Source organism: Streptomyces sp. NPDC046712 (assembly GCF_040645695.1).
In the GTDB taxonomy this organism is placed as follows: Bacteria; Actinomycetota; Actinomycetes; order Streptomycetales; family Streptomycetaceae; genus Streptomyces.
Genome location: NZ_JBEYYW010000012.1, coordinates 197,113 through 210,622, shown reverse-complemented (window position 1 = coordinate 210,622; position 13,510 = coordinate 197,113). Strand labels below are relative to the sequence as shown.

The following is a 13,510-nucleotide window of genomic DNA, read 5'->3' as shown; positions in this document are numbered from 1 at the left end:
GTGGAGACCTCGACGACCTCACCGAGCGAGACCAGCTCACCCAGCGTGTTGTAGACCGTCGCCCGGGAGATCTCCGGCAGCCTTCGCGCCGCACGGACGTGCACCTCGTCGGCCGTGAGATGCACATGCTCGCCGTCGAGGACCTCCGCGACGACACGCCGCTGCGAGGTCATCCGCCAGCCACGCCCACGCAGCCGCTCCAGCAGGTCACTCATATCGGTTCACCTATTCAGCTTCGGCTCCGGCGGGACACGCGACGTTCGACACTGGACGCACGGGTTTCCGATGGGTATGGGATTGGCGTGCTTCTTGACTTGGACTCTGTCCATCGTAGGATCGGTTCCGGCAATAGCCAAGGGACAACATCACTTCCGGTACGGGCCGCGCGGCCCCGCTGCCGGATCTCCCCCGGCTGAGCTCCGCGATCCGCCCCGTCCGGAAGGATTCCCATGTCCGAGAACCACGACGCAATCGTCACCGACCCCGTACCGGAGGAGACGGGCGGCTGTCCGGTCGCGCACGGCCGTGCCGCGCACCCGACCCAGGGCGGCGGAAACCGCCAGTGGTGGCCGGAGCGGCTCAACCTGAAGATCCTTGCCAAGAACCCCGCCGTGGCCAACCCGCTCGGCGAGGAGTTCGACTACGCCGAGGCGTTCAACGCCCTCGACCTCGCCGCCGTGAAGCGGGACATCGCCGAGGTGCTCACCACCTCGCAGGACTGGTGGCCGGCCGACTTCGGCAACTACGGCCCGCTCATGATCCGTATGGCCTGGCACAGCGCCGGTACGTACCGCATCAGCGACGGCCGCGGTGGCGCCGGCGCCGGCCAGCAGCGCTTCGCGCCGCTCAACAGCTGGCCGGACAACGGCAACCTGGACAAGGCCCGCCGCCTGCTGTGGCCGGTCAAGCAGAAGTACGGCCAGTCCATCTCCTGGGCCGACCTCATGATCCTCACCGGTAACGTGGCCCTGGAGACGATGGGCTTCAAGACCTTCGGCTTCGCCGGCGGCCGCGCCGACGTGTGGGAGCCCGACGAGGACGTGTACTGGGGCCCCGAGACCACCTGGCTCGGCGACGAGCGCTACACCGGCGACCGCGAGCTGGAGAACCCGCTCGGCGCGGTCCAGATGGGCCTCATCTACGTCAACCCCGAGGGCCCCAACGGCAACCCGGACCCGGTCGCCGCGGCCCGCGACATCCGCGAGACGTTCCGCCGCATGGCGATGAACGACGAGGAGACCGTCGCCCTCATCGCCGGTGGCCACACCTTCGGCAAGACCCACGGCGCCGGCCCGGCGGAGAGCGTCGGCGCCGACCCCGAGGCCGCGCCGATCGAGGCGCAGGGTCTCGGCTGGGCGAACTCGTACGGCACCGGCAAGGGCGCCGACGCGATCACCAGTGGCCTCGAGGTCACCTGGACCACCACGCCCGCGCAGTGGGGCCACGACTTCTTCAAGCACCTCTTCGAGTACGAGTACGAGCTCACGAAGAGCCCGGCCGGCGCTCACCAGTGGGTGGCGAAGAACGCCGAGGCGATCATCCCCGACGCCCACGACGCATCGAAGAAGCACCGTCCGACGATGCTCACCACCGACCTGTCGCTGCGCTTCGACCCGGTCTACGAGCAGATCTCGCGGCGCTTCTACGAGAACCCGGAGCAGTTCGCGGACGCCTTCGCCCGCGCCTGGTTCAAGCTGACGCACCGTGACATGGGCCCGATCGTGCGCTACCTCGGTCCCGAGGTCCCGTCCGAGACGCTGCTGTGGCAGGACCCGCTGCCGGCGCGCGAGGGCGAGCTGATCGACGCCGCGGACATCGCCTCCCTCAAGGAGCAGATCCTCGGCTCGGACCTCACGGTCTCGCAGCTGGTCTCCGCGGCCTGGGCCGCCGCCTCCTCCTTCCGCGGCAGCGACAAGCGGGGCGGCGCCAACGGCGGCCGCATCCGCCTGGAGCCGCAGCGCAACTGGGAGGTCAACAACCCGGACGAGCTGGCGCAGGTGCTGCGTACCCTCGAGGGCATCCAGGAGTCCTTCAACTCGCAGGGCGCCAAGAAGGTCTCGCTGGCCGACCTGGTCGTGCTCGCCGGCTCCGCGGCCGTCGAGCAGGCGGCCAAGGACGGCGGCCACGACGTCGAGGTGCCGTTCACGCCGGGCCGTGTCGACGCCGCGCAGGAGCAGACGGACGTCGAGTCGTTCGCCGCGCTCGAGCCGGCCTCCGACGGCTTCCGCAACTACGTCGGCAAGGGCAACCGTCTGCCGGCCGAGTACCTGCTGCTCGACAAGGCGAACCTGCTGACCCTCAGCGCGCCCGAGCTGACGGTCCTCGTCGGTGGTCTGCGTGTCCTGGGCGCCAACCACGGCCAGTCGAAGCACGGCGTCCTCACCGACAGGCCGGGCACGCTGTCGAACGACTTCTTCGTCAACCTGCTCGACCTGGGCACGACGTGGAAGGCGACGTCCTCGGCGCAGGACGAGTTCGAGGGCCGCGACGCGGCGGGCAAGGTCCGGTGGACCGGCACCCGCGCCGACCTCGTCTTCGGCTCGAACTCCGAGCTGCGTGCGCTCGCCGAGGTCTACGCGAGCGACGACGCGAAGGGGAAGTTCGTGACGGACTTCGTCGCGGCGTGGAACAAGGTCATGGAGCTGGACCGCTTCGACCTCGTCTGATCCCGACGTCCTGGACGTCCTGACGTCCCGGGTCCGCATCACGGCGCCCGGGCCGGCCCGCAGGGGTCGGCCCGGGCGCCTGCCCGTGCGCCCGGACGGCTGCTGTGCGCCGGCCTGCCCGTATGGCGAAACGCGGTCGACGGCCGGCCGCGGCCGGTGGTGGGATCGGATCATGACCGAACCGCGCATCCGGACCGCCACGCCGGCCGACCTCGACACCGTCCTCGCCTTCTGGAAGGTGGCCGCCGAGGGCACCAGCATCAGCGACGACCGCGACGGGATCGAGCGGCTCGTCGCGCGCGACCCCGAGGCCCTGATCCTCGCGGAGCGCGGCGACGAGCTCGCCGGCACGGTGATCGCCGGGTTCGACGGCTGGCGCTGCCACCTCTACCGGCTCGCCGTCCACCCGGACCACCGCCGCCGGGGCGTGGGCGGCGCACTGCTCGCGGCGGCCGAGGAGCGTTTCGTACGACTCGGCGGGCGGCGGGCTGACGCCATGGTGCTCGACCGCAACGAACTCGGGCAGCATGCCTGGCGCGCGGCGGAGTACGGCCCCCAGGAGCAGTGGACCCGCTGGGTGAAGCCGCTGGCGGCGGCCCCGCGAGACTGATCACCGCACTGCTTTGCCCGTCCTTTACCATAGGTGTTTCCATCCAGCGCTATCGAAAGGTGTGAGCGTCCGCCCATGGGCGAGCCTCCCAGTACCAAGCGAGCGATCCCTCTGCCCGTGACTGATCATGGGACGGAGGTGAACCGATGATCGAAGTGCTTCTGCTCGTGGTGGCGCTGCTGCTCTCGCTCGCATGCGGTGCCTTCGTCGCGGCCGAGTTCTCGCTCACCACCGTCGAGCGGTCCGAGCTCGAACGAGCCGTGGAGCGCGGTGAGAGGGGCGCGGCGAGCGCGCTCAAGGCCGTCAAGTCGCTCACCTTCCAGCTCTCCGGCGCGCAGCTCGGCATCACGGTCACCAACCTGATCGTCGGCATGCTCGCCGAGCCCTCGATCGCCAAGCTGATCCGCGGTCCGATCGAGGACCTCGGCCTCTCCCCCTCGGTGGCCTCCTCGGCCGCCCTTGTCATCGGCACCGCCCTGTCGACCGTCGTCCTGATGGTCGTCGGCGAGCTGGTCCCCAAGAACTGGGCGATCTCCTCGCCGCTGGCGATCGCCAAGCGGGTCGCCACGCCGCAGCGGGTCTTCACCGCCGCCTTCAAGCCGCTGATCAGCCATCTCAACAACACCGCCAACCGGATCCTGCGTCGGCTCGGCATGGAGCCGACCGAGGAGCTGGCCTCGGCCCGCTCCCCGAAGGAGCTGGTGGCGCTCGCCCGCCACTCCGCCAAGGAGGGCGCCCTGGAGGCGGACACCGCCGAGCTGTTCGTCCGGACACTGAACCTGGCCGAGCTGACCGCGGAGAACGTGATGACCCCGCGCGTCCAGGTCACCGCCCTGGAGGTGCAGGCCACCGCCGAGGACGTCGCCAACGCGACCCGCGCGACCGGTCTGTCCCGTTTCCCCGTCTACCGGGGCAGCCTCGACTCGGTGGTCGGGATCGCCCACATCAAGGACGTCCTGGCGATACCGGCCGACGAGCGGCCCCGCCGGCGTATCGGGGACATGCTGCGCGAGCCGCTGCTCGTCCCGGAGACCCTGACCGTGGACCGGCTGCTCGACCGGCTGTCGGGCAAGCAGACGATGGCGGTCGTCATCGACGAGTACGGCGGTACGGCCGGCGTCGCGACGCTGGAGGACATCGTCGAGGAGGTCGTCGGCGAGGTGCGCGACGAGCACGATCCGCACGAGACGCCCGACCTGGCGCGGGCGGGCGAGGACGCGGACGGGCGTGAGCTCTGGTCCGCGGACGGCGCCGCCCGCACGGACCAGCTGGAGGCCATCGGCCTGCGGGTGCCTGAGGGACCGTACGAGACGCTGGCGGGTGTCCTCGCCACGGCGCTGGGACGGATCCCCGCCGTCGGTGACAGCGTGGAGCTGGCCGAATGGCGGCTCGACGTGGTGGACGCCTCCGGGCGCCGGGCCGCGCGGGTGCTGATGCACGCGCCGCCGGTCGAGGGGACCCAGGAGACCGGGGAGGCCGGCCGATGATCGTCATCCAGCTGTTGATCGGCTTCCTGACCCTGGTCCTGAACGCCTTCTTCGTCGGCGCGGAGTTCGCCATGATCTCCGTACGCCGCAGTCAGGTCGAACCGGCCGCCGAGGCCGGGGACCGGCGGGCGCGCAGCGTCATGTGGGGTCTGGAGCACGTCTCGGCGCTGCTCGCCGCGGCGCAGCTCGGCATCACGCTGTGCACCCTGGTGCTCGGCATCGTCGCCGAGCCGGCCATCGCGCATCTGCTCGAACCGGCCTTCGACGCCATGGGCGTGCCGCACGGCCTGGTCCACCCGATCTCGTTCGTGATCGCGCTGGCCCTGGCGACCTATCTGCACATGCTGCTCGGCGAGATGGTCCCGAAGAACATCGCGCTGGCCGAGCCGACGCGCACCGCGCTGCTCCTCGGCCCGCCGCTGGTGGCGCTCGCCCGGGCCCTGCGCCCGGTGATCTTCGCCATCAACGCCTTCGCCAACGCGCTGCTGAAGCTGTTGCGGGTGGAGGTGAAGGGCGAGGTCTCGGCGACGTTCTCGGACGACGAGCTGGCCCGCATGGTGACCGACGCGGGCGTCGCCGGTCTGCTCGACGACCGTGCGGCGGAGCGCCTGCACGACGCCCTCGAACTGGGCCGCCGCCCGGTGCGGGACGTGGTCATGCCGGTGGAGAAGGTCGTGTACGCGGCGGTCGGCACGACGCCCGAGCAGTTGGAGGCGCTGTCCGCCGAATCGGGCTTCTCCCGCTTCCCGGTGGTCGACACGAGCCACCGGATCCTGGGCTACCTGCATGTGAAGGACGCCCTGGACGTGACGCCGCGCGATCTGCCCTTCCCGGTGACGGCGATGCGGCCGATCGCCCGGGTCCGAGCGGCCACGCCGATGGACGACGTTCTGACGGCGATGCGCCGCAGCCGTACGCACCTGGCGGCGGTCCTGGACGAGGACGGCAAGCTGGCCGGCCTGGTCACCATGGAGGACGTCCTGCGGGAGCTCGTCGGGCGACCGGCGGCACCGTAACGCTCGTGGGTCCGGAGCCCCGGGGCGCGCTGTGCGTCCCGGGGCTCCGGCGGATCCCCACCCGCATACCGCACGGTATGATCGCTCCGCCATGGAGATGAATGCCACCTACACCAGTCTTGTCGCGGTCGGCGACAGCTTCACCGAAGGTATGTCGGACCGGCTGCCCGACGGGACCTACCGGGGGTGGGCGGACCTCCTCGCGGCCCGGCTGGCCGCCCGCACGCCCGACTTCCGGTACGCGAACCTCGCGGTGCGGGGGAAGCTCATCGGGCAGATCGTCGCGGAGCAGGTGGACCTCGCCGCCGCCATGAAGGCGGACGTGGTGACGCTGGTCGGCGGTCTGAACGACACCCTGCGGCCGAAGGTCGACATGGGGCGCGTGCGGGGGCTGCTCACCGAGGCGGTCGAGAAGCTGGCGCCGTCCTGCGGGCAGCTGGTCCTGATGCGCAGCCCGGGTCGCAACGGCCCCGTCATGGAGCGCTTCCGGCCCCGCATGGAGGAGCTCTTCGGGTACGTCGACGAGCTCGCCGCCCGCCACGGCGCCCTGGTGGTCGACCTGTACGGGGCGCCCGTGCTCGCGGACCAGCGGATGTGGGACGTGGACCGGCTCCATCTGACCGACGAGGGACACCGTCGGGTGGCCGAGGCCGTGTGGCAGGCGCTCGGCCTCGCCCCCGAGGACGACTGGCGGGCGCCGCTGCCGCCCGCGCTCCGACCGGGCTGGACGGCCCGCCGTCTCGGCGACGCACGCTTCGCCAGGGAGCACCTCGGCCCGTGGATAGGACGGCGGCTGACCGGCCGCTCCTCGGGCGACGGACGCCCGGCCAAGCGACCGGACCTGCTTCCGTACGAGCCGCCGACGGCCTAGCCGCACGCGCGCGTGACGGGCGTCTCGTAGCAAGAGACAAACCAGCCCGTGGCGCTGGCCTGCAGAAACCGCCAGTAGAATCTGGTCACGTGACTGCCAAGCCTCGCATCCCCAACGTCCTGGCCGGCCGCTACGCCTCCGCGGAGCTCGCCGTCCTCTGGTCCCCCGAGCAGAAGGTGAAGCTGGAGCGCCAGCTGTGGCTCGCCGTGCTGCGTGCCCAGAAGGACCTCGGGATCGAGGTCCCGGACGCGGCCCTCGCCGACTACGAGCGCGTGCTCGACCAGGTCGACCTCGCCTCCATCGCCGAGCGCGAGAAGGTCACCCGCCACGACGTGAAGGCCCGGATCGAGGAGTTCAACGCCCTCGCCGGTCACGAGCACGTCCACAAGGGCATGACCTCCCGCGACCTCACCGAGAACGTCGAGCAGCTGCAGATCCGGCTCTCGCTCGAGCTGATGCGCGACCGCACGGTCGCCGTCCTCGCCCGCCTCGGCAAGCTGTCCGGCGAGTACGCCGAGCTCGTCATGGCCGGCCGCTCCCACAACGTCGCCGCCCAGGCCACCACCCTCGGCAAGCGTTTCGCCACGGCCGCCGACGAGCTGCTCGTCGCCTACGGCCGGCTGGAGGAGCTGATCGCCCGCTACCCGCTGCGCGGCATCAAGGGCCCGGTCGGCACCGCGCAGGACATGCTCGACCTGCTCGGCGGCGACGCGGCCAAGCTGGCGGACCTGGAGCAGCGCATCGCCGGGCACCTCGGCTTCGCGCACGCCTTCACCTCGGTCGGCCAGGTCTACCCGCGCTCGCTCGACTACGACGTGGTCACCGGGCTCGTGCAGCTGGCCGCCGCGCCCTCGTCGGTCGCCAAGACGATCCGGCTGATGGCCGGCCACGAGCTGGTCACCGAGGGCTTCAAGCCCGGCCAGGTCGGCTCCTCCGCGATGCCGCACAAGATGAACACCCGCTCCTGCGAGCGCGTCAACGGCCTCATGGTCATCCTGCGCGGCTACGCGTCGATGACCGGTGAGCTCGCGGGCGACCAGTGGAACGAGGGCGACGTCTCCTGCTCGGTGGTGCGCCGGGTCGCGCTGCCGGACGCGTTCTTCGCGCTCGACGGTCTCCTGGAGACCTTCCTGACCGTGCTCGACGAGTTCGGCGCGTTCCCCGCCGTCGTCGCCCGCGAGCTGGACCGCTACCTCCCCTTCCTGGCCACGACCAAGGTCCTGATGGGCGCCGTCCGCGCCGGGGTGGGCCGCGAGCTCGCCCACGAGGCCATCAAGGAGAACGCCGTCGCCTCGGCCCTCGCCATGCGCGAGCAGGGCGCCGAGCGCAACGAGCTGCTCGACAAGCTGGCCGCCGACGAGCGGATCCCGCTGGACCGCGCGCAGCTCGACGCGCTGATGGCGGACAAGCTGTCGTTCACCGGCGCCGCCGCCGACCAGGTCGCCGTCGTGGTCTCCCGTATCGAGGAGATCGTCAAGCAGCACCCGGAGGCCGCCGCGTACACCCCCGGGTCGATCCTCTGACCCGGTTCACCCCGCAGGAGCTCGAGGCCGCTCGCGACCGCGTCATTCCCGACGTGGTGGCGGGCGGCCTTTCCGTCCTCTTCTGCGGGATCAACCCCGGGCTGATGTCGGCGGCGACGGGCCATCACTTCGCGCGCCCCGGCAACCGCTTCTGGCCGGCGCTCGAACTGTCCGGCTTCACGCCGCGGCTGCTTAAGCCGGCGGAGCAGGAGGAACTGCTCACGTACGGTCTCGGCATCACGAACGTGGTGGCGCGGGCGACTGCGCGGGCCGACGAGCTGAGCAACGAGGAGTTCAGGGAGGGCGGCCGGCTGCTGAGCGAGCGGGTGGAGCGTTTGCGTCCGCGGTGGTTGGCGGTGGTCGGCATCACGGCGTACCGGACGGCGTTCGGGGAGAAGCGCGCGGTCGTCGGTCCGCAGGAGCGGACGATCGGGGAGACCCGGATCTGGGCGCTGCCCAACCCGAGCGGTCTGAACGCGGGCTGGACGCTGCCGGCGATGGCGGAGGAGTTCGCGCGGCTGCGCGAGGCGGCGGGCGTGCCGGACCTGGGGGCACCTCCCGGACGGAGTCCGGGGAGGGTCACGGGGGATCCACCTCGGTGACGCAGACAAGGAGACGGACGCCCGCTCCGCCCTCCTCGGGTGCTCCGAGCACGATCCAGCGGCCGTCCACGCGCCAGACCTGGACGTCGGGCACGGTGGTGCAGAGCAGGTCCCAGGGGCGGGGTATCTCCTCCCCCGCTCCGTAGCGGTGCAGCAGCCCGAACAGACCGATGTGGTCGGGCGGGCCCCAGCGGGCGGCGAACAGCAGCGCAAGCGCTTCCCGTTCCGCCTCCGCCTGCTCCTCGCGGGGGTCCGCGAGGGCTAACTCCGTGAGGTGGTAACCGTCCGCGGGGAACGCGCGGGCGCGCAGCAGGTCCACGGTGGCGAGGTGCTGTGCGAGCGTCATGGGTCCAGTAAAGCGGCCGCCACCGACAGCTGGTGCTCCGTCAGACCGCCGGGCGCTCGCCGCCCTCCGGTCCATTGAGTAACATCCGCCAGACACGCGTACGAGCTGGAAGGACACACTGTGGGGCGGCTGACCGGCGGGGATCCGTCGCTGCTGCGGCGGATCAATTCCGCGGTGGTACTCCATGCTCTGCGGGGCGCCGACGCGCTCACGCTCACGGACCTGACCCGGATCACGGGGCTGTCCCGGCCGACCGTGGAGGGCGTGGTCGAGGGGCTCATCGTCGGCGGTCTCGTCGTCGAGGCCGCGCCCGAGGAGGGCGAGGCCAGGCGGCAGGGGCGACCGGCGCGGAGGTTCCGCTTCCGGGCGGAGGCCGGGCATCTGCTGGGCATCGAGATCGGCCCGCACCGGGTCGCGGCACTGCTCTCGGGGCTCGACGGCCGGATCATCGGCGCCGGGGCCCGTGAGGTCTCGGAGACGGCGCCCGAGGACGAGCGCCTGGAGCGGGTCCGCGCGGTCGTCGCCGACGTGCTGCGCAGGGCCGGGGTGGCGCGCTCCAATCTGCGGGCGGTCGGCGTCGGCACGCCCGGGATCGTCGAGGCGGACGGCACCGTCCGGCTCGGCACGGCACTGCCCGGCTGGACGGGCCTGGCGCTCGGCGAGAGGCTGCGGCGGTCGTTCCGCTGCCCGGTGCTGGTGGAGAACGACGCGAACGCGGCGGCGGTCGCGGAGCACTGGAAGGGCGCGGCGACCGACTCCGACGACATCGTCTTCGTGCTCGCCGGACTGAGCCCGGGTGCGGGCTCCCTGATCGGCGGGCGGCTGCACCGCGGCTACGGCGGGGCCGCCGGGGAGATCGGGGCGCTGCACCTGCTCGGCCGCGGGGTCACCCCCGAGCACCTGCTGTCGACGACGGACGAGCCGCTGCACCCACTGGACGAGCAGGCGGTCGCCGAGGTCTTCGCGCTGGCCCGGCGCGGTGACGAGCGGGCCGAGGCGGCGGTGGAGCGTTTCACCCAGCGTCTGGTGCACGACGTGGCGGCGCTGGTCCTCGCGCTCGACCCGGAACTGGTGGTGATCGGCGGCTGGGCGGCGGGCCTGGACGGCGTACTGCAGCCGCTGCGCGACGAACTGGCCCGCTTCTGCCTGCGCCCCCCGCGCGTGGTCCTGTCGATGCTGGGCGAGGCGGCGGTGGGCACGGGCGCCCTGCGCCTCGCCCTGGACCACGTGGAGGAACAGCTCTTCGCGGTGGAGGGCACGGTGACGGCGCGCCGCTGAGGGGCGGTGGGCAGGGTGTTGGCCCAGGGCCTCCGAGGGACAGGCCCTTGAGGGCACCCCGGTGACCCGTCGGCGCCGGAACGACAGCGGGCCCGTGAGGAGCGCCGCCGTGGCGGTGCCCCTCACGGGCCCGGTGCTTCTGCTGAAGGTCTGCTACCTCAGGACGCCATGACCAGGTCGCCCGAGTCGCCGAAGGTCAGGCGGCAGGTGTCGGCGCGGTAGGTGGCCACCGAGACCGCTGCCGTGCGGCCCTCGGAGAGGTAGCGGGTCGTGACGACGAGGACCGGGGCGCCCGGGAGGCGGTCCAGTTCCTTGGCGTCGTCGGCGCGGGCGGAGCCGAGCTCCACGGCGCGGTCCTGGCCGTCCAGGGCGAGGCGCTGAAGTTCCCGCAGCACGCTGCGCGCGCGGGCCGGGCCCGACGGGGTGTCGATCGCGGTGAGCTCGGGGACCGATCCGGACGGCACGTACAGGAGCTCGGCCGCGACCGGCTGGCCGTGCGTGACGCGCAGGCGGCGTACGACGTGCACCTCTTCGTCGGACTCGATGTCCAGGAGACGCGCGACGGCGGCGGGGGCCACGGCGGAGGCGGAGTCCATGGACTGCCAGGTCTCCTCGGCCACACCGGGCCAGGTGTGCTGCGTGGTGGAGACGTCCACTCCGACGCGGGGCGGGGCGACGGTCGTGCCGACGCCGCGGCGGCGCTGCAGCCGGCCTTCCAGCTCCAGCTGCTCGAGGGCCTGGCGGAGCGTGGCCCGGGCGACGCCGAAGCGCGCGGCCAACTCGCGCTCGTTGGGCAGGATCTCGCCGACCGCGAAGTCGGAGTCGAGCGCCTCGCCGATCACGGTCTTGAGGTGCCAGTACTTAGGCTCCGGCACCGAATCCAGCTGCGTGGTCCCCACCCTGATCCTCCGCAATCGCCGTGTCCCCGGCGGTTTTCCGCGCCCTTGTTTATTAAAGGTTCCTTCACTAACTCTGCGACCATAAGGCGGCACACCCCCTTGGTCAAGACCAATCCTGACCCGGATGCCCGTGAATGCGGCCCTCTGGCGTAGATCGTTCACAGGACGTTCGCGCCGCCGTGAGCCCTGCGCAGCAAAGTGCCCCGCGTCCGGACCGGAGGCGGGGCACAGGACGCCGCGTCGGCGGTCAACCGACGTCGACGGCGTGAAGTTTGTCCGGGTTGCGGACGATGTAGACGCATTGGATGTACCCGTCTCGCACCTCGATCTGGAAGACCGTGTCGGGCTTGCCGTCGACGAGGACGAGCAGCGCGGGCCCTCCGTTGAGCTCCATGAAGCGGAATTCGAGGACGGTGTCCAAGCCCTGGCTGACGGCGAGCAGGAAGCGGCCGACCTTGTCCGCGCTCTCGATGATCCGCAGCGGCGCCTTGGACTTGCCGCCGCTGTCGCCGACGAGGCGTACGTCCGGGGCGAGCAGGGCCAGGAGTTGATCGAGGTCCCCGCCGGCCGCGGCGGCGAGGAAGCGCTCGGTGAGGTCGCGCCGCTCGGCCGGGTCGACGTCGTAACGGGGCCTGCCCTCGTCGACATGACGGCGGGCCCGGCCGGCGAGCTGGCGGACGGCGGCCTCGGAGCGGTCGAGTGCGGTGGCGATCTCGCCGAAGGGGAAGCCGAACGCCTCGCGGAGCACGAAGACCGCGCGCTCCAGCGGCGAGAGGGACTCGAGGACGACGAGCACGGCGAGCGAGACGGAGTCGGCGAGCATGGCCCGCTCGGCGGTGTCGGGAACGGTCGGCCCGAAGTCCGTGACGACGGGTTCGGGCAACCAGGGCCCTACATAGGACTCGCGACGCGCCTGGACCTGGCGGAGCCGGTCGAGGGCGAGGCGGGTGGTGATCCGTACGAGGAAGGCGCGCGGCTCGCGGACGTCGGCGCGGTCCGCGGACGTCCAGCGCAGCCACGCCTCCTGGACCACGTCCTCGGCATCCGCGGCGCGGCCGAGCATGCGGTAGGCCACGCCGGTGAGCATCGGCCGGTGGTCTTCGAAGACGTCGGTCAGGGTGTCGGTCGCCACTCCCCCATCCCAGCCGACCGACCGGTCTCTGTCCAGTTTCGTCTGGAGCCTTGAACTCCTGGCTACTGAGCGGTAATTCTTGCTGACAGGGTGTCTAAGTCAGGGAGCAGGCGTATGTCCGAGCAGATCTCGTTCACCATCGAATCCCCGCGCGGTCCGCGCCCCATGTCCCTGACCTACGAGCGCCGGGGCGCGGGCGAGCCGTTGCTGCTGCTCCACGGCATCGGTCACCACTGGCAGGCGTGGGAGCCGGTGCTCGACATCCTCGCCGCCGAACGGGACGTCGTGGCCGTCGATCTGCCCGGCTTCGGCGCCTCACCGGCGCTGCCGGAGGGCTGCGCCTACGACCTGTCGACGGTGGTGCCGGTGCTCGGCGCCTTCTGCGAGGCCCTCGGGATCGAACGGCCGCACGTGGCGGGCAACTCCCTCGGCGGGCTCCTCTCCCTCGAACTCGGCCGGGAGAAGCTGGTGCGGTCGGTCACCGCGCTCTCCCCGGCCGGATTCTGGTCGGAGAGCGAACGCCGGTACGCCTTCGGCACGTTGCGCGCGATGCGGGCCGCCGCGCTCTCGATGCCGGTGCCGATGATCGAGCGGCTGTCCCGCAGCGCCGCCGGGCGTACGGCGCTGACGAGCACCATCTACGCACGTCCCGGACGCCGTTCACCCGAGGCGGTGGTGGCCGAGACGCTCGCGCTGCGCGGGGCCACCGGATTCCGGGACACGCTGGAGGCCGGCCGGACCGTGCTGTTCGGCGAAGACGTCTCCGCGGTGCCGGTCACCATCGCGTGGGGCACCCGCGACCGGCTGCTGCTGCGCCGGCAGGGCGTCCGGGCCAAGCACACCCTGCCCGGAGCCCGGCTCGTACGGCTGCCCGGCTGCGGCCACGTCCCCATGAACGACGACCCGGCTCTCGTGGCGAGGGTGATCCTCGACGGCAGCCGCTGACCGGTCCGCCCGCGGGCTCCGGGTGAACAGGCCCGTCCCGAGGGCCGCTCCGGCGCCCACGAGGACGCTGCCCGCGGCCTGCGGGAGGCCGAAACCGCCGGCGGAGACGAGCGCCGCGGCCAGTGCCGGGGCGAC

The 13,510-nt window shown here is 72.0% G+C and carries 13 protein-coding genes; 9 read left to right on the top strand and 4 right to left on the bottom strand.

Annotation, left to right across the window (positions count from 1 at the left end; all coding sequences use genetic code 11):
* A partial coding sequence (locus tag ABZ939_RS18345) for a transcriptional repressor (RefSeq protein ID WP_361855627.1) occupies positions 1 to 215 on the bottom strand: 215 nt, incomplete at its 3' end.
* Between the two features lie 234 nt (positions 216 to 449).
* On the opposite strand from ABZ939_RS18345, the gene katG reads away from it, so the two are divergent.
* The 7 genes from katG to mug all read left to right on the top strand — a co-directional run bounded on the left by katG (position 450) and on the right by mug (position 8,775).
* Complete coding sequence (katG, locus tag ABZ939_RS18340) at positions 450 to 2,666, top strand: catalase/peroxidase HPI (RefSeq protein ID WP_361855624.1); 2,217 nt, start codon at positions 450 to 452, stop codon at positions 2,664 to 2,666.
* Positions 2,667 to 2,838: 172 nt separating this feature from the next.
* Positions 2,839 to 3,276: a GNAT family N-acetyltransferase gene (locus ABZ939_RS18335; RefSeq protein ID WP_361855621.1), complete on the top strand. Its 438-nt coding sequence runs from the start codon at positions 2,839 to 2,841 to the stop codon at positions 3,274 to 3,276.
* A gap of 146 nt (positions 3,277 to 3,422) precedes the next feature.
* Positions 3,423 to 4,763: a hemolysin family protein gene (locus ABZ939_RS18330; protein WP_361855618.1), complete on the top strand. Its 1,341-nt coding sequence runs from the start codon at positions 3,423 to 3,425 to the stop codon at positions 4,761 to 4,763.
* Positions 4,760 to 5,779 carry a hemolysin family protein gene (locus ABZ939_RS18325; RefSeq protein WP_361855615.1) on the top strand — a complete coding sequence of 340 codons (1,020 nt, stop codon included), beginning with the start codon at positions 4,760 to 4,762 and terminating at the stop codon, positions 5,777 to 5,779. Before ABZ939_RS18330 ends, ABZ939_RS18325 begins: the two co-directional genes overlap by 4 nt.
* A 91-nt stretch (positions 5,780 to 5,870) precedes the next feature.
* Entirely contained in the window at positions 5,871 to 6,650 is a 780-nt protein-coding gene (locus ABZ939_RS18320; protein WP_361855612.1) for an SGNH/GDSL hydrolase family protein, read from the top strand.
* Positions 6,651 to 6,739: 89 nt separating this feature from the next.
* Positions 6,740 to 8,173 carry an adenylosuccinate lyase gene (purB, locus tag ABZ939_RS18315; protein ID WP_361855609.1) on the top strand — a complete coding sequence of 478 codons (1,434 nt, stop codon included), beginning with the start codon at positions 6,740 to 6,742 and terminating at the stop codon, positions 8,171 to 8,173.
* Positions 8,170 to 8,775, top strand: coding sequence for a G/U mismatch-specific DNA glycosylase (mug, locus tag ABZ939_RS18310; protein WP_361855658.1), 606 nt, complete (start codon positions 8,170 to 8,172; stop codon positions 8,773 to 8,775). The genes purB and mug overlap by 4 nt, the downstream gene beginning before the upstream one ends.
* On the opposite strand, the gene ABZ939_RS18305 is transcribed toward mug, so the two are convergent.
* Positions 8,753 to 9,121, bottom strand: a complete 369-nt coding sequence (locus tag ABZ939_RS18305; protein WP_361855606.1) for a hypothetical protein — start codon at positions 9,119 to 9,121, stop codon at positions 8,753 to 8,755. The genes mug and ABZ939_RS18305 overlap by 23 nt on opposite strands.
* A gap of 120 nt (positions 9,122 to 9,241) precedes the next feature.
* Here ABZ939_RS18305 and ABZ939_RS18300 point away from each other — a divergent pair, with 120 nt between their 5' ends.
* Positions 9,242 to 10,399 carry an ROK family transcriptional regulator gene (locus tag ABZ939_RS18300; RefSeq protein ID WP_361855604.1) on the top strand — a complete coding sequence of 386 codons (1,158 nt, stop codon included), beginning with the start codon at positions 9,242 to 9,244 and terminating at the stop codon, positions 10,397 to 10,399.
* A gap of 158 nt (positions 10,400 to 10,557) precedes the next feature.
* On the opposite strand, the gene ABZ939_RS18295 is transcribed toward ABZ939_RS18300, so the two are convergent.
* Complete coding sequence (locus ABZ939_RS18295) at positions 10,558 to 11,298, bottom strand: GntR family transcriptional regulator (RefSeq protein WP_361855601.1); 741 nt, start codon at positions 11,296 to 11,298, stop codon at positions 10,558 to 10,560.
* Positions 11,299 to 11,545: 247 nt separating this feature from the next.
* Positions 11,546 to 12,430, bottom strand: coding sequence for an RNA polymerase sigma-70 factor (locus ABZ939_RS18290; RefSeq protein ID WP_361855598.1), 885 nt, complete (start codon positions 12,428 to 12,430; stop codon positions 11,546 to 11,548).
* A gap of 114 nt (positions 12,431 to 12,544) precedes the next feature.
* Between ABZ939_RS18290 and ABZ939_RS18285 the strand changes: the two genes are divergently transcribed.
* The gene (locus ABZ939_RS18285) at positions 12,545 to 13,375 is read left to right on the top strand and encodes an alpha/beta fold hydrolase (protein ID WP_361855595.1); all 831 of its coding nucleotides are present in this window, start codon (positions 12,545 to 12,547) and stop codon (positions 13,373 to 13,375) included.
* Positions 13,376 to 13,510: the final 135 nt, after the last annotated feature.